The sequence below is a fragment of the Paraburkholderia sp. BR14312 genome (genome assembly GCF_040948675.1).
Lineage (GTDB): Bacteria > Pseudomonadota > Gammaproteobacteria > Burkholderiales > Burkholderiaceae > Paraburkholderia > Paraburkholderia nodosa_A.
Window position 1 is genome coordinate 367,514 of sequence record NZ_JBFPKI010000007.1, and the last position, 15,161, is coordinate 382,674.

The 15,161-nt window shown below is 65.7% G+C and carries 16 protein-coding genes and 1 tRNA gene; 8 read left to right on the forward strand and 9 right to left on the reverse strand.

The window, feature by feature from the left end; genetic code table 11:
* Positions 1-47: 47 nt before the first annotated feature.
* The 5 genes from AB3X98_RS21890 to AB3X98_RS21910 all read right to left on the reverse strand — a co-directional run bounded on the left by AB3X98_RS21890 (position 48) and on the right by AB3X98_RS21910 (position 3,346).
* Entirely contained in the window at positions 48-1,205 is a 1,158-nt protein-coding gene (locus AB3X98_RS21890; RefSeq protein ID WP_368610314.1) for an enoyl-CoA hydratase/isomerase family protein, read from the reverse strand.
* A gap of 72 nt (positions 1,206-1,277) precedes the next feature.
* Entirely contained in the window at positions 1,278-1,991 is a 714-nt protein-coding gene (locus AB3X98_RS21895) for a TetR/AcrR family transcriptional regulator (RefSeq protein ID WP_368604121.1), read from the reverse strand.
* Between the two features lie 76 nt (positions 1,992-2,067).
* A complete protein-coding gene (locus AB3X98_RS21900) occupies positions 2,068-2,352 on the reverse strand; it encodes a DUF1488 domain-containing protein (RefSeq protein ID WP_069267565.1) in 285 nt (94 codons plus the stop codon).
* 144 nt (positions 2,353-2,496) lie between these two features.
* On the reverse strand, positions 2,497-2,844 hold the full coding sequence (locus AB3X98_RS21905; protein WP_042268604.1) for a multidrug efflux SMR transporter: 348 nt from the start codon (positions 2,842-2,844) through the stop codon (positions 2,497-2,499).
* Between the two features lie 4 nt (positions 2,845-2,848).
* The gene (locus AB3X98_RS21910) at positions 2,849-3,346 is read right to left on the reverse strand and encodes a heme-degrading domain-containing protein (protein ID WP_342945649.1); all 498 of its coding nucleotides are present in this window, start codon (positions 3,344-3,346) and stop codon (positions 2,849-2,851) included.
* A 232-nt stretch (positions 3,347-3,578) separates the two neighbouring features.
* Here AB3X98_RS21910 and AB3X98_RS21915 point away from each other — a divergent pair.
* The 7 genes from AB3X98_RS21915 (at position 3,579) to AB3X98_RS21945 (ending at position 8,952) form a co-directional block, all read left to right on the forward strand.
* Positions 3,579-3,655 (forward strand) — tRNA-Met (locus AB3X98_RS21915).
* 146 nt (positions 3,656-3,801) lie between these two features.
* Positions 3,802-4,347 carry an NUDIX hydrolase gene (locus AB3X98_RS21920; protein WP_069267568.1) on the forward strand — a complete coding sequence of 182 codons (546 nt, stop codon included), beginning with the start codon at positions 3,802-3,804 and terminating at the stop codon, positions 4,345-4,347.
* Positions 4,348-4,373: 26 nt separating this feature from the next.
* The gene (aat, locus tag AB3X98_RS21925) at positions 4,374-5,138 is read left to right on the forward strand and encodes a leucyl/phenylalanyl-tRNA--protein transferase (RefSeq protein ID WP_069267569.1); all 765 of its coding nucleotides are present in this window, start codon (positions 4,374-4,376) and stop codon (positions 5,136-5,138) included.
* Positions 5,139-5,392: 254 nt separating this feature from the next.
* A complete protein-coding gene (locus AB3X98_RS21930; protein WP_368604120.1) occupies positions 5,393-6,175 on the forward strand; it encodes an arginyltransferase in 783 nt (260 codons plus the stop codon).
* A gap of 79 nt (positions 6,176-6,254) precedes the next feature.
* Entirely contained in the window at positions 6,255-7,289 is a 1,035-nt protein-coding gene (locus AB3X98_RS21935; protein WP_368604119.1) for a quinone-dependent dihydroorotate dehydrogenase, read from the forward strand.
* 83 nt (positions 7,290-7,372) lie between these two features.
* A complete protein-coding gene (locus tag AB3X98_RS21940) occupies positions 7,373-8,170 on the forward strand; it encodes a transporter substrate-binding domain-containing protein (protein WP_069267572.1) in 798 nt (265 codons plus the stop codon).
* 122 nt (positions 8,171-8,292) lie between these two features.
* Entirely contained in the window at positions 8,293-8,952 is a 660-nt protein-coding gene (locus AB3X98_RS21945) for an amino acid ABC transporter permease (RefSeq protein ID WP_028204859.1), read from the forward strand.
* A 69-nt stretch (positions 8,953-9,021) separates the two neighbouring features.
* Here AB3X98_RS21945 and AB3X98_RS21950 read toward each other — a convergent pair whose 3' ends face one another.
* From AB3X98_RS21950 to AB3X98_RS21960, 3 genes are all read right to left on the reverse strand, one after another.
* Positions 9,022-9,999 carry a Gfo/Idh/MocA family protein gene (locus AB3X98_RS21950; RefSeq protein ID WP_368604118.1) on the reverse strand — a complete coding sequence of 326 codons (978 nt, stop codon included), beginning with the start codon at positions 9,997-9,999 and terminating at the stop codon, positions 9,022-9,024.
* 178 nt (positions 10,000-10,177) lie between these two features.
* Entirely contained in the window at positions 10,178-10,894 is a 717-nt protein-coding gene (locus AB3X98_RS21955; protein ID WP_069267574.1) for a FadR/GntR family transcriptional regulator, read from the reverse strand.
* A 372-nt stretch (positions 10,895-11,266) separates the two neighbouring features.
* Positions 11,267-12,826 (reverse strand): mannose-1-phosphate guanylyltransferase/mannose-6-phosphate isomerase, encoded by a 1,560-nt coding sequence (locus AB3X98_RS21960; RefSeq protein WP_368604117.1) that lies wholly within the window; start codon positions 12,824-12,826, stop codon positions 11,267-11,269.
* A gap of 763 nt (positions 12,827-13,589) precedes the next feature.
* On the opposite strand from AB3X98_RS21960, the gene AB3X98_RS21965 reads away from it, so the two are divergent.
* The gene (locus AB3X98_RS21965; protein ID WP_368604116.1) at positions 13,590-14,324 is read left to right on the forward strand and encodes a Crp/Fnr family transcriptional regulator; all 735 of its coding nucleotides are present in this window, start codon (positions 13,590-13,592) and stop codon (positions 14,322-14,324) included.
* A 157-nt stretch (positions 14,325-14,481) separates the two neighbouring features.
* On the opposite strand, the gene AB3X98_RS21970 is transcribed toward AB3X98_RS21965, so the two are convergent.
* Positions 14,482-15,093: a hypothetical protein gene (locus tag AB3X98_RS21970; protein ID WP_368604115.1), complete on the reverse strand. Its 612-nt coding sequence runs from the start codon at positions 15,091-15,093 to the stop codon at positions 14,482-14,484.
* Positions 15,094-15,161: the final 68 nt, after the last annotated feature.

A 15,161-nucleotide genomic window follows, 5' to 3' on the forward strand; every position in this document is an offset into this window, starting at 1 on the left:
CGCTTTCCCCCTCACACCTCCCCTACTGCTCCCTCGCGCCAGCCAGCTCAACCGATGAGTTCGCGCAGCGGGTGCTCCATCAAGCGCCAGGGGCTCTCGAACATCCGCTCGACGTCTTCGCGGCGCACGTCTTCGATATTCGCGAAGCGCCAATGCGGTTGATTGTCCTTGTCGATGATGCGCGCACGGATGCCCTCCAGCACGTCGCCAATCGCGAAGCTCGAGCGCGTGAGGTCGAGGTCGCGGCGCAGGCAGTCGGCCATCGTGCCCTCCGCGCGCGAGACTACCTCGAGCGACACCGCCATGGAAAGCGGCGAACGCTCGCGCAGAACGTCCACCATCTGCCCGGCCCATTTTGCCTCGTCGCCCGCGCGCGCATGGCGAGCGGCTTCGAGCGATGCCAGCATGGCCGGCACATCGGCGAGCGAGAAATGCTGGTCGATCCAGCCGCGCACCGCGGCCAGCGACGATCCTTCGGCGAGGCGCCGCAATTCGGGCGCGGGCAGCGCCGCCTGGCGCATGCGCGCGACCACTTCCGCGCCGCTCGCAAACGGCTCGCTCTCCAGCGCATCGAGCAGCGCCGGCCACGCAGACTCGCCGAGCGACGCATCGGCCAGGCCCGCATACACGGCGCTCGCCTGATCGAGCGTCTCGCCTGTCACCGCGAGATACCGGCCGATCGCGCCAGGCGTGCGCGCGAGGAACCAGCCCATGCCGACATCGGGAAAGAGGCCGATGCGCGTCTCCGGCATCGCCATGCGCGTGGTCGGACCCACGAGCCGCAGCCCGCCCGTGCGATGCGCGCCCTGCGAGATGCCCATGCCGCCGCCCATGACCACGCCGTTGAGCATCGCGATGTACGGCTTCGGAAACGTGAAGATGGCGTGGTTGAGGCGATATTCGTCGGCGAAGAACGTGTCGAGCGCCGCCTGGTCGCCCGCGCGGTACGACTCGTACAAAAAGCGAATGTCGCCGCCCGCGCAGAACGCGCGCAGGTGGCGCGTACGCACGATCACCGCGAGCACGCCCGGGTCGTCGCGCCAGCGATCGAGCGCGGCGTGCATCGTGCGGACCATGGCGGTGGTGAGCGCATTGAGCGCCTGCGGGCGCTCGAGTTCGATATAGCCGATACGGTTCGCTACGCGCGTAAGCACGTGCGAGTCGGCGTCGGGTGCGGTCGGGCTTGCGTTGGCTTCGTGTGACATGGCGATTGGCAAGGCAGAACGATGAGCGGCGCCTGAATCGGGCGAGGCGCGATCACAGGCACTCTGAGGCTATCACGACGCCACACCGGGCGCTTGCGCGGCCGGCGACGCAGCCGCAGCGGCGCGCGCGCCGAACCACGCATCGAGCGTGGCGTCGATCAACGGACCGGGCGCCGCGTGCTCAAAGCCGGCACGCGCGAGCGTGAGCATCACCGCGCCGTGCAGCGTGGCCCAAAGCGACTGCGCAAGCAGGGGCCCATCGACATGCGCCCCGCTTGGCAGCGTCAGCACGGACAGCGTCGCGGCAAAGAGTTGTGCGCCGCAGGCCGGCGCAGCGCCCGCCTCAGGCTCGCCCGCCGCCTCGGCCAGCGCGGCGCGATGACGGCGTGCGGCCGGTCCCACGTGCTCCGCGCGCGTCTTGTGCGCCATGAAGATGAGTTCGTAAGTCTGCGGATGGTCGCAGCCGTACGCCACGTATGCATGCGCGAGGGCATGAAGCCGCTCGCGCGCGTCGGCGATCAGCCCGAGCGGTTCGAGCTGCGCAAGCAGTTGCGCGTAACATTCGCGGCCGAGCGCCTCGGCAATCTCGTCGCGGCCGGCGAAATAAAGATAGAGGGATGCAGGCGAATAACCGATCGCGTCGGCGATCTTGCGCATGGAGAGCGCGGCGAGCCCGTCGCGCATGACGATGCGGCGCGCAGCGTCGAGGATGCGCTCGCGCTGATCGTGCGCGCGCGCTGCGTGCCTTGCGTGGAGTTCGCGGTCCTTGCGTTCGACGATGCTCATGACGACGCTAGCCAGTTGCGGCAACCGAAATTTCCCGTGACGCCCGTGCGGGGCGTGCCTGACTACGCGTATAAGCCTACGAGTCCAGGCGTCCGGGGGGAAAGTGACCGCTCTTGAGCAGCACCGGCGTGCCGTTGCTGAGTTCGAGATGGGCGCGCGCCACAGCTTCGATGCGCGATCGGCCGGCGTCGAACGCCTGCATCCACGCGTCGCGGTTCGCGGGCAGCGCGCCGAAATGGTCCTCGAGCGCCTCGACGGAAATCGCGCAGGGAACGCGTGTGCCGTCGACGAGCGCGGGAAAGACCACGGTCAGATTGGCGTCGCGATAGAGCGGCGCGTCGGCGGGAAAACGAATGATCATGTCCAGCCCCAATGGGGAAAATCAGCAGAAAGCACTGCCGCCGGAGGACGACGCGGTGCACGGCGGTAACCGGCCATGTTACGCGCGAGGCGCAATGTCTGGCGCGAATGTGGCCAGTGCGGTGGCCGGTTCGGCCGCCGTCTTTCAATGCGCCTGCATCTTCGAGAACAGATTCAGCACGACCACGCCAGCCACGATGAGCCCGAGCCCGAGCACGGCCGGCAGATCGGGCACCTGCCGATAGAGCGCCATCGCAACGAGCGTAATGAGCACGATGCCCACGCCCGACCACACCGCATAGACGATGCCCACCGGCAAACTGCGCAACGTGAGCGAGAGCCCGTAGAACGCGATGCCATACCCCACCACGACGATCGCCGAAGGCACGAGCCGCGTGAAGCCATCCGACGCGCGCAACGCAGAAGTGGCGATGACTTCCGCGACGATCGCGATGACGAGCCAGGTCCAGGCCGAGAACGGAGGAATGCGCATCGTCTCAGACCTTCGCGAGCGCGAGCTGCGCGTAGTCGGCGTTGAGTTGCGCGCAGAGCGCTTCGACTACCAGTTCGTGATCGGCGCGCTGCGGCAGGCCCGAGACCGTGATCGAGCCGATCACGCCCGTACCCTCCACCGTGAGCGGAAACGAACCGCCATGCGGCGCGAAATCGGCGATCGGCAGGCCGTGCTTGTCGGCAAGCGTCGAACCGGTTTGCTGCATGCGCAGGCCGATCGCATAGGAGCTGCGCCGAAAGTGCTCGACCACGCGCGACTTGCGGCGCACCCAGTCGGCATTGTCGGGCGTGGCGCCGTCCAGCGCGCAAAAGAAGAGCTGCTGGCCGAAGGTGCGCACATCGATGGCGACGGGCAGCGCGCGGGCGCGCGCGAGTTCATGCAGATGCGAGCCGAGCTGCCAGGCACGATCGGCGTCGAAACGCGGGAACACCAGCGCATGCTCTTGCGCGGCTATCGATTGCAGATCGAGGGGAATGTCCATGGAAGAGGCAAATGAAGCGCAGTGCGTTGTCGCAGTGCGTTGTACAAGGCAACGGCGCAGCGTGAACATCGCGAAGAGCGTGCACGGCGCCGAACGAGCCCCGATTCTATCCTGACGATTCAAGAAGCCATCCACGCGTGTCCTGCAAACTTTTTGCAAACGCGTGGAAAGGCGCTCGTCATTTGTTGTTGCAACGCGGCGCGAACTGTCATATAATCTTTTCTTCGACGGACGCGGGGTGGAGCAGTCTGGCAGCTCGTCGGGCTCATAACCCGAAGGTCGTAGGTTCAAATCCTACCCCCGCAACCAGCAGAATTCGAAAGGGTTACAGGTCATTGGCCTGTAACCCTTTTTCCGTTTACGCCTCTTCCAGGCGCGGTCTTCCCATCGTTGGGCACATGAGCGAAGCCGCTGAGCGGTGATAAACTCGCATCACCCATCCCCCTATCGTGCCCATGAAATTCTGCTCGACTTGCGGTCAGGCGGTCAGCCTGCTCATTCCGCCCGGCGACAATCGCGAACGCTACGTCTGCTCACACTGCGGCACCATCCACTATCAGAATCCGCGCAACGTGGTCGGCACGGTTCCGGTCTGGGAAGACAAGGTGCTGTTGTGCCGCCGCGCGATCGAGCCGCGCTACGGCTACTGGACGCTGCCCGCCGGCTTCATGGAGATGGGAGAGACGACCGCCGAAGCCGCGGCACGCGAAACGCTCGAGGAAGCCGGCGCGCGCGTCGAGGTGCAGAACCTCTTTTCACTCCTGAACGTGCCGCGTGTGCATCAGGTGCATCTGTTCTATCTCGCGCGCCTGCTCGACATCGATATCGCAGCCGGCGAGGAAAGTCTCGAAGTGCGGCTTTTCGACGAGCACGAAATTCCCTGGGACGACATTGCGTTCCCAACGGTCGGGCAGACCCTGCGCTGTTTCTTCGCCGATCGCCAGTCGGGCAGCTTCGGGCTGCACACCGGCGACGTCCTGCGCTCGCTGCGCGACGGCTGATCGCCCTTCTAACCAAGCCCGCGACGATGGTCCCCTGGCTTTCGCCCGACGAACCGTTTCCCGCCGTCGAGCGCGCACTCGGCGCGTCGAGCGGCGCGCCAGGCCTGCTCGCCGCCAGCGCGGACCTGCTGCCGTCACGCCTCATCGATGCCTACCGGCGCGGCATTTTCCCGTGGTACTCGGACGGCCAGCCGGTGCTCTGGTGGAGCCCCGACCCGCGCATGATCCTGCGCCCCGACGAATTCAAGGTCTCGCCCTCCTTCAGAAAAACGCTCAAGCGCGTGCTGCGTGAGGACGCGTGGGAAATTCGCGTCGACAACAATTTCGCCGCCGTGATGCGCGCGTGCGCGAACGCGCCGCGGCGCGGCCAGCGCGGCACGTGGATCACCGGCGACGTGATCGACGCCTACTCCACCCTGCACCGCGTGGGCGACGCGCACAGCGTCGAGGCCTGGTTCGGCGGCGAGCGTGTGGGAGGCCTCTACGGCGTGGCGCTCGGCACGATGTTCTTCGGCGAGTCGATGTTCGCTTCCATGACCGACGCGTCGAAGATCGCGCTCGCGGCACTCGTCGCGCATCTGCGCCGTCACGGCGTCGAGTTGATCGATTGCCAGCAGAACACCGCGCATCTCGCCTCGCTCGGCGGGCGCGAAATCTCGCGCAAGGCGTTCATCGCCCACGTGCGCACGCACGTGAATGCCGCGCCCATTCCCTGGAAGTTCGACAAAGCCGTGCTCGCCGATCTGCTCGGCGGCAGGGGCGCGCCAGACGAGTTCTTGCCCGCAGCGTGAATGGCAGGCGAGCGGCAAATGAGTGGCACATGAGCGGCGTAGGATCGCTCGCGTGCGAGCTTGCGACAGCCCACGCAATTCGATGGATACATGTTCGGCGTCAATGTTAGACTGAATAGCGAACCCATCGCAGCCCGGCCTTCCCTGGCACGCCCTGTGCGGCGCGCCGTATGGCCTGGCAAGGCTTGCGCGTGAGGCTGGGTGCGCGACGCGCGCGCCACGCGACGATCCGAACTGCTACGAGAGCTGCCAACGTGACGCATCCAAACGAGCTGCCGCTTTCACCGCTTTCCGCGCTGCAATTCTATGCAACGGCGCCCTACCCCTGTAGTTACCTGGAGGGGCGCATCGCGCGCTCGCAGGTGGCAACGCCCAGTCATCTCATCAACTCCGACGTCTATACCGATCTCGTGAAGGCCGGCTTCCGGCGCTCGGGCGTGTTCACCTATCGCCCCTACTGCGATGGCTGCCGCGCGTGCGTGCCGGTGCGTGTGCCGGTCGAGCGCTTCACGCCGAGCCGCACGCAGCGTCGCGCGTGGAAGCGGCACGGCGCGCTCGTCGCCACAGTCGCGCCGCTGCACTACGACGAGGCGCATTACGCGCTCTACATGCGCTATCAGTCCGCGCGCCACGCGGGCGGCGGCATGGATCGCGACAGCCGCGACCAGTACGAGCAGTTCCTGCTGCAAAGCCGGATCAACTCACGGCTGGTCGAATTCCGCGAGCCGGACCCTGCGCATCCGGACGAGCCCGGCGCGTTGCGCATGGTGAGCATGATCGACATCCTCGGCGACGGGCTCTCGTCGGTCTACACGTTCTTCGACCCGGATACGCTCCACACGAGCTACGGCACCTACAACATCCTCTGGCAGATCGAGCAGGCCCGCAGCCTTCAGCTGCCTTACGTGTATCTCGGCTACTGGATCCGCGAGAGTCCGAAAATGGCCTACAAGGCGCACTTTCAGCCGCTCGAAGGGCTCTTCGACGGCGCATGGGCGCCACTCACGCCGCTCACGCCGCTCACGCCCGAAGCCTGAGCCTGCGGCGCATCGCCCAGGGTCCGCGTTACCGCTAAAATAGCGGGTTCCCATTTTCTGGCGCCCGCGCCTTCTTCCCGTGTTCAGCACCCTTTATCCGTTCGTCCGCGACCAGCTCTTTCGCATGGACGCCGAAGACGCCCATCACCTCTCGCTGCGCATGATCGGCGCCGCCGGCCGCGCCGGCATGGCGGGCCTGCTCGCCCCGCGCGTGCCCGATTCGCCGCGCACCGTCATGGGCCTCACCTTCCGCAACCCGGTGGGACTCGCCGCGGGCCTCGACAAGGAAGGCGCCGCGATCGACGGTTTCGCCGCGCTCGGCTTCGGCTTCATCGAGGTGGGCACCGTGACGCCGCGCCCGCAGGCGGGCAACCCGCGCCCGCGCATTTTCCGGCTGCCGCAGGCGGGCGGCATCATCAACCGCATGGGGTTCAACAACCATGGCGTCGAGCAGTTCGTGAAGAACGTGCAGGCCGCGCGCTATCGCGGCATTCTCGGCCTGAATATCGGCAAGAACGCCGACACGCCGATCGAGCGCGCCGCCGACGACTATCTCTTCTGCCTCGAGCGCGTCTATCCGTTCGCGAGCTACGTGACGATCAACATCTCGTCGCCGAACACGAAGAATCTGCGCCAGCTGCAAGGCGGCGGCGAACTCGACGCCCTGCTCGCCGCGCTCAAGGACAAGCAGCAGCGTCTCGCAGACATGCACGGCAAGCTCGTGCCGCTCGCGCTGAAGATCGCGCCCGATCTCGACGACGAGCAGGTCAAGGAAATCGCTGATACGCTCCTGCGCCACAAGATCGAAGGCGTGATCGCGACCAACACCACGCTCTCGCGCGCGGCGGTGGAAGGCATGCCAAATGCGAACGAAACGGGTGGCCTCTCGGGACGCCCGGTATTCGACGCCTCGAACAACGTGATCCGCAAGCTGCGCGCAGAATTGGGCGGCGACGTGCCGATCATCGGCGTGGGCGGCATTTTTTCGGGCGACGACGCGCGCGCGAAGATCGCGGCCGGCGCCTCGCTCGTGCAGGTCTACACGGGCTTCATCTACCGCGGCCCGGCACTCGTCGCCGAATGTGCGCGGGCGCTGGCCCCGGGCCGCGCGTAAAGCTATAGTGGCAGGCTAGTCATGGCGCATCGGAGGCGCTGTGCACTAGCACCAGAATCGCAGCAGCAGAACAAGAGGAAAACATGAAATCCGGTTTGCTGAAAAAACTCCTTGCACTTGCAATCGTTGGCGCATCGTTCGTCGCAGCCAGCGCCCACGCCGACGACCTGCTCGACCAGGTCAAGGCGCGCGGCACGCTGCGCATCGGTCTCGAAGGCACGTTCCCCCCGTTCAACTCGAAGGCGCCCAACGGCGAGCTGGTCGGCTATGACGTCGACATCGCCCGAGCCGTCGCCGCGAAAATGGGCCTCAAGCCCGAATTCGTCACGACCGAATGGAGCGGCATCATCGCGGGCCTGCAGGCAGGCAAGTTCGACGTGATCGTGAACCAGGTCGGCGTGACCGACCAGCGCAAGGCCGTGCTCGAATTCTCGCCGGCGTACACGTACTCGGCCGCGCAGCTCATCCAGCGCAAGGACGACACGCGAGAGTTCAAGACGCTCGAAGACCTCAAGGGCAAGAAGCTCGGCGTCGGCCTCGGCACCAACTACATGGACATGGCCAAGTCGGTGCCGGGCATCGACGTGAAGACCTACCCGGGCGCCCCCGAGTATCTGCGCGACCTCGCAGCGGGCCGCCTCGACGCGGCGCTCAACGACCGCCTGATGCTCGCCTACCTGCTGAAGAACTCGCAGTTGCCGCTGCGCACGGGCGCGATGGTCGGCGCCGGCAACCCGTCGGCCATCCCGTTCAAGAAGGGCAATCCGAAGTTCGCCAAGGCGATCGACGACGCGATGACGCAACTCGAAGCCGATGGCACCTTCACGAAGATCTCGGACAAGTGGTTCGGCATCGACGTGACCAAGCCGATCTCGCAATGATCCGGCAATGATCGCGAGCGCCGCACAGTCCGGCTGACGCGAAGGGCGGCATCGCACGATGCCGCCCTTCGCACATATGCCTCCATTGCAAACCGCGCCACTTCCATTCGTTACCTACGCCCATGCCCATCTATACGCTCATCATCCAGTCGCTGCCGGTGCTCGCACAGGGCGCGGTGCTGACGGTCAAGTTCGCCGTGCTTTCGATGATCTTCGGGCTCATCGGCGGTGCCGTGCTCGCGCTCATGGGCATCAGCTCGAACCGTACGCTCGTGTTCATCGCGCGCGTGTATGTGAGCCTGATGCGCGGCACGCCGCTGCTCGTGCAGATCTTCGTCATTTATTACGGATTGCCGAGCGTCGGCATCTCGCTCGACCCGACGCCCGCAGGCGTGATCGCGCTCTCTGCGAACGTGGCGGCCTATCTCTCGGAGAGCATGCGTGGCGCGATTCTCGGCATTCATAGCGGACAGTGGCTCGCGGCCTATAGCCTAGGCCTCTCGCGCACGCAGACGCTGCGCTACGTGATCGCGCCGCAGGCGTTGCGCATCGCCGTGCCGAGTCTCTCGAACAGCCTCATCAGCCTCATCAAGGACACCTCGCTCGTTTCGGTCATCACCGTGACAGAGCTGCTGCGCAGCGCGCAGGAAATCATCGCTTCGACGTATCAGCCGCTGCCGCTCTATCTCGCGGCGGCCGCCGTGTACTGGGTGCTTTGCCAGGTGCTCGAATGGGTGCAGCACTGGTACGAAAGGCGCCTCGCGCTGCCTGCACGACACTGATAGCACATGCGTTTACAGACACGGCCCGCACATGCGGGCCGTTTCGCTTACGGGCCGCTGTTTAGCGTGTCATTCGCACGGAAAACGCAGTCCGAGCGCCGCTCGCGCCGCGTCGGCCATGGCGAACATGCGGCGCGAGGTATCGTGCGTCATCACCGGGCTTTCGAGCGCACCCGCGCGCAGCAGCTCGCAGAAGTGCGCCGTTTCGTAGTTGAGGCCGCCACCCTCGAACGGCTCGTCGAGTTCGACGACGCGGCCATCCACATAGCGCACCGTTGCGCGAACCGGATTCCACCAGTTCGCGTGTATCGTCACGTTGCCGTGCGGCCCCGCCAGCAGTGCGTCGCCATAACCGTGCAGATCGAGCCCGCAGAATAATTGCGCAATACCGCGCTCATGCTGGCAATTGAGACTCGCGAAGGTATCCACGCCAGTCGAGCCGAGGCGCCCGACGGTCTGCACCTCGCGCGGCGCGCCGAGCCAGTCGACGGCAAGAAACATTTCGTACACGCCGATGTCGAGCAGCGCACCGCCCGCTTGCTCGAACGAAAGCGATGGATGGTCGGCAGGCACGCTGGCCACCGAACAGCCCGCGCGCACGAGCCCGACCGGCCCGATAGGATCATCGTCCAGTTGCGCGCGCAACTTTCGATAGAGGGGATAAAACGGCGGCTTCATCGCCTCCATGAAGAGGCGCTGCGCGCGGCGCGCCGCATCGAGCACGCGTTCGAGCTGCGCGCCGTTGACCGTGGCGGGCTTTTCGCACAGCACGGGCAGGCCGGCTTCGAGCGCGGCAATGGCATACTGGGCGTGACTGTCCTGCATCGTGGCGATATACACGGCGTCGATGCCGCTCGCGAAGAGCGCATCCACGCTCTCGCACGCCTGCGCGCCGCAGGTCGCGGCAAACGCCTGCGCAGTGGCCGCGCGCCGCGACCAGACCGCTTCGACGCGCGCATGCGGCACGTGCGCGACGCCCTGCGCGAAGCGATGCGCAATGCGGCCCGCGCCGACGATGCCCCAACGTATCGTTTGTGTTTCGCTCATGTGCTGCGTGCTCCGGCTGTGAAGTCGAGGGCGGCCGCACGACGTACGTCACGTACGTCACGCGCGGCGCACCCAAAGACACGCACGATACCGGCACACGCGGCGCGCCGCAATGCGCTCGCATCGATCCACGCACAGCGCCTGGATCGATGCGAGCGAAGCGACGCCGCGAACGGCCTTAGCGCTGCTCCAACTCCGGCGCGAGCGCGCGAGTGAGTTCGTCGGCGGTGTATTCGATCATCGCGAGCGCGGCCGCTTCGGCTTCTTTCGGCGCACGCCGCTCGATCGCTTCGACGATGCGCCCATGGGCCGCCACGACGTTGTTCCAGCCGCCGTCACGCGTGCTGAGAATCGGATTCACCAGCGAGAGCGCGCCACGAATGATCGCGGCCATCTGCTGATAAAACTGATTCCCGCTCGCCGCGAGGATGCGCGTGTGCAGAAGCGCGTCGGCGGTCTGGAAATTCGGATCGTCGGTGCTCGTCTGGCGCAGCGCCTCGAACGCCTCGCGAATGCCGGCAATGTCCGCCGCGCTCGCGCGCGTGGCGGCGAGCGCGCACGCCGCCGGTTCGATCAGGCCGCGAAATTCGATTACGTCGCGCAAAAACGTCTTGTCCGGTTTCGAGCGGAAACGCCAGTTCACGACGTCCTCGTCGATCATGCGCCAGTCGCGCATGGGCCGGATGCGCGTGCCTATTTTCGGCCGCACGTCGAGCATATGACGCGCGAGCAGCATGGAGAGCGCCTCGCGCATCACCGTGCGGCTCACGTCGAACTCCTTCGAGAGGATGTCCTGCGGTGGCAGCACGGCGCCATACCGCTCCTCGACGATGCCTGAAATCAGCCCGTCCATCACCTTGCTGACGAGCGAGCGTTCCTTGTTCCCCAGTTCCATGACCCTACCCCCCCCGATGTGGGCGTTATCGCCCCTGTTTGCCGGATACTGCGCGGGCCCTCGTGCGTCGTCGAACTTAGGTATTACGTTGCATGCGCTTCGCATAATTCGCCAGCCAGGATATCTCCTGACATGATGCTTGCGGCATGCATCTTGTTCGTATTTACGCGTGTTACGTCGGCCCTTGCGCTGCTGTTTTTGTAAGGCGATCGTATGGATCGCCCGCTTACTTCAATCGGCACGCTTTCAACTGGCTTCAAATCGATCGGCAGTCCCTGGCTGTGCATATGCAGGGATGCCGGCGTGCATGTTTCTTCTGCGCACGCTTTTTCGCGCGCGGCCCAACATCGTGCTTTTCAATGTTGTATTTGTTCACCGTTGTATCCGGCCGTACTCATCGTCGAAGCGCACGATGTCGTCTTCGCCCAGATAACCGCCTGACTGAACCTCGATGATCTCGAGCGGCGTCTTGCCCGGATTCTCCAGCCGGTGCCTCACTCCCAGCGGGATATAGGTCGATTCGTTTTCCGAAAGCAGGAAAACCTCCTCGCCGCGCGTGACGCGCGCCGTGCCACGCACCACGGTCCAGTGCTCCGCGCGGTGATGATGCATCTGCAGCGACAGCCGCCCGCCCGGCTTCACGACGATGCGCTTGACCTGGAAGCGTTCGCCCTGATCGAGCGAGTCGTAGCAGCCCCACGGCCGCTCCACGCGCCGGTGATGCTGCGCGACCGCGCTGCGCTCCTGCCTGAGCTTGCCCACGATCGCCTTGACGTCCTGCACGCGATCTCTCGCCGCGACGAGGACCGCGTCGGCCGTTTCGACCACCACCACGCCGTGGACACCCACGCAGGCCACGAGCCGTCCGTCCGAATGTGCGAACGTGTCGGTCACGTCTTCGAACATCACGCGCCCGCGGGCCACGTTGCCGCTCTCGTCCTTGTTCGACACCTGCCACACCGCATCCCACGCGCCCACGTCGGACCAGCCGGCCACGAGCGGCACGACCACGCCCGCGAGCCGTGCGTCGGCGCCGAGCGACTCCATCACCGCGTAGTCGATGGAATCGGACGGGCACGCGGCGAGCGCTGCTGCGTCGAGATGCACGGTGCCGTCGGCGTCGATGGCGGCCGCCTCGAACGCCGCCGCGCATTGCGCCGCGATAGCCGGCCGGCAGTGCGCGATCGCGGCAAGCCACACCGATGCGCGCACCACGAAAATGCCGCTATTCCAGAGGTAATCGCCGGAGGCCACGTAAGTCGCCGCGAGTTCGGCGCCCGGCTTTTCCACGAAGCGCTCGATCACGCGTGCGCCGCTCGCGCCGAGCGCCGCGCCCGCGCCGATGTACCCGTAGCCGGTCTCCGCGCGCTGCGGCGGCACGCCCAGCGTGACGATCGCGCCGCGCGCCGCATACCCCACTGCTTCCTCGAGCGCGGCGGCAAACGCGGCGCGATCCGCGATCAGGTGGTCCGCCGGCATGGCGATGAGCACCGGGTCGCTGTCGCATCCGGCAAGCGCGCCATCGCGACCGAGCGTTGCCTCGTGCCCGGCGCGCGCCGCCAGCGCCGCCACAGTGAGCGCCGGCGCCGTGTTGCGCGCGACCGGTTCGAGCACGACGCGAGCGGGCGTGCCGCTGCGGCCGAGCCGGTCGACGGTCATGAGCCGCAGTTCCTCGCTGCTCACGACGACAGGCGCGGCCTTGCGGATCGCCGCGCCCGCCTCGGCATACACCCCGTCGAGCCGCCGCACCGTGGCTTCGAGCAGCGACTCGCCGTCGAGCAGGTCGATCAGCTGTTTCGGGCAGTGCTCGCGCGAGAGCGGCCAAAGCCGCGTGCCCGAGCCCCCGGCCAGCACCACGGGCTGAACGATGAGCGCGACTTCGGGTTCATTGGCTGCCGCGATCACACCGGCAGGCGTCACAAGCTGATTCATGCAGTGAGCTCCCCGTTGAAATACGTCGGGTCACGTCGACGAACGCCGCGCCTGCCTGCCGGCGGGCTCGTGCGAAGCGTCACGCGCCTCCCGGACCTCTAAAGCCTCGCAACGCCTCGAGGCTTTTTACGGACCTCATTGGAGCAAACCTCGGCATGCCAATCTGTACGCATACCCACACTGATCGCATGCGTAACGGCGGGCGCGCCGTAAAGCCACTCGCACGCGACGTTTCAGCGCCGAACTTTTTTTCGGCGGCTTCGTTTGCGTTGCAACAGAACTGAATCAAAACCGCTTGTTTTCTGGTCGCTGCCCGAATCGCCCCGGAGCCATGTTTCAACGAGGAGCCATTTCTGAATCCCCCGCTCGACAGGGGAAATAATTCAATGAAATCAACGGCTTGCGACTTCCACTCAGGCGATGCGCAGGGCGGTGGTCCGCGAATTCGCCGTACAAAACTGAAACAAAAATGCGGTGTTTCGCCGCGCTGCCGCATGGCCGACTCGCGCTCAGCCGCTTCAATGCGTGCTTTCGCACCGACTGGCACACACCCTGCTAAAGAGAGATCGCCACACGAGCGCAGATGCGGACGAACGAAACCGCGCAGACAAACGCGAGAGTGGGACGAGGCACGAACAAGCGGGACTATGGGGCCGGCACGACGAACACAAGAGCCGCACGGGAAACGGCAGACAACAACGAGTTCGGCGCACGGAATCAAAAAACAGGAGGCGGCTCGCGCCGCTTCGCACGAGGACCAGTCATGTTAACCCTTCAATCCGATCTTCACGGCAACCATTTGCTGGGCGCCCTCCCGTCGCACGAATGGCAGGCTCTCGCCCCGCACCTCGAACTCGCTCATCTGCGCACCGAACAGTTGATCTGCGATTCCGGCCAGCGCATTCATCACGTGTACTTTCCGACTACCGCGATCGTCTCGCTGCTTTCGACGATGGAGGACGGCAGTTCGGTCGAAATCGCGGCAGTCGGCCGCGAAGGCATGACTGGCGTGCCCGTGCTCACGGGCGGCGAAACGATGCCGAACCGCGTGCAGGTGCAATGCGCGGGCTTCGCCTATCGCATGAGCGCGCAAGCCCTCAAGCAGCAATTCGCGCGCTCGGACTTCCTGCGCCGCCTCATGCTGCTCTATATGCACGCGCTGCTCACGCAGGTCGCACAGACCGCTGCGTGCAATCGTCACCACTCGCTCAGCAAGCAGCTGTGCCGCTGGCTGCTGATCGAAGTGGACCGCGTGGCGTCCAACGATCTCAGCGTCACGCAGCAGCTCATCGCCGACATGCTCGGCGTGCGCCGCGAAGGCGTTACCGAAGCGGCCGGCAAGCTGCACGACGAAGGCCTGATCCATCACAGCCGCGGCCATATCCGCGTGCTCGATCGCGAGGGCCTCGAAGCCCGCGCCTGCGAGTGCTACGGGCTCGTGCGCCGCGAATTCGACCGGCTGCTGCCGCGCCTGCACCAGGCGGAAACGGTCGAGTGAGCGCGTAATCGCGCGCGCGTTTTCGTTGCGCGCCGCGAGTTCGTTCGCGTCTCGTCAGGCACGGAACAGCATTGCACAGGATTCCGAATCGATCGTGTCTTGCGGTGCCAGCTGAAGAGAACAGGAGCGCGCCCTCTTCTCTTCAGCCTTGCGCGATTCAATTAGCCGAAGGCACGAGCGCCTGTGCAAGCGGCAAGGCGGGCAAATGCTCGCGTTCGCGCACGAACGGGTCGGTCGGCTCCTGAAGCTTCGAGTCCGGGCTCGTGTCGGCACTGCGCAACTGCACGGGTGCGCCGTCATTCTTCGCGACCTTGCGATTGTCGCCGCAAGGATGATCGGTCAGCGCGGCAGCCTCGCGGAAGTCGTCTTCCTGACACATGATGTTGAACGCAATGTCCTTGCGGTCCATGCGCCATGCCACAGCCGCATTCAAGCGCTTGTTGCAGTCCATGTCCTTGATGGTGCCCGCCGCCGTCGCGCCCACGCCCACCACCGACACCGCGGCGGAAATGCTGCCCCAGCAGGTCTCGGTCACCGAGGCCGTCAAGGCCGGCGCATAGACCGTCGGCGTCGTGCGCACATCGTAGCCGCCGTGATACGTGACGTCCGACGTACCGCCGCTCGGCAATACGACGGTATTGGAGACGGTGCTCATCTGGCTCGACGTGGACGTGGTCCCCGACGTCATTGTCGGCGTGGTTTGCGCCCACGCGGCGCCTGCAAACAGCAACACCCCGGCAACGGCCATTTTTTGTTTCAGCTTGCTCATTCTTCTCTCCGTGAACGGAAAGGGGGCGGCGCCCCCTCTCCGACGCGCTAGTGAACGGCTGACCCGTT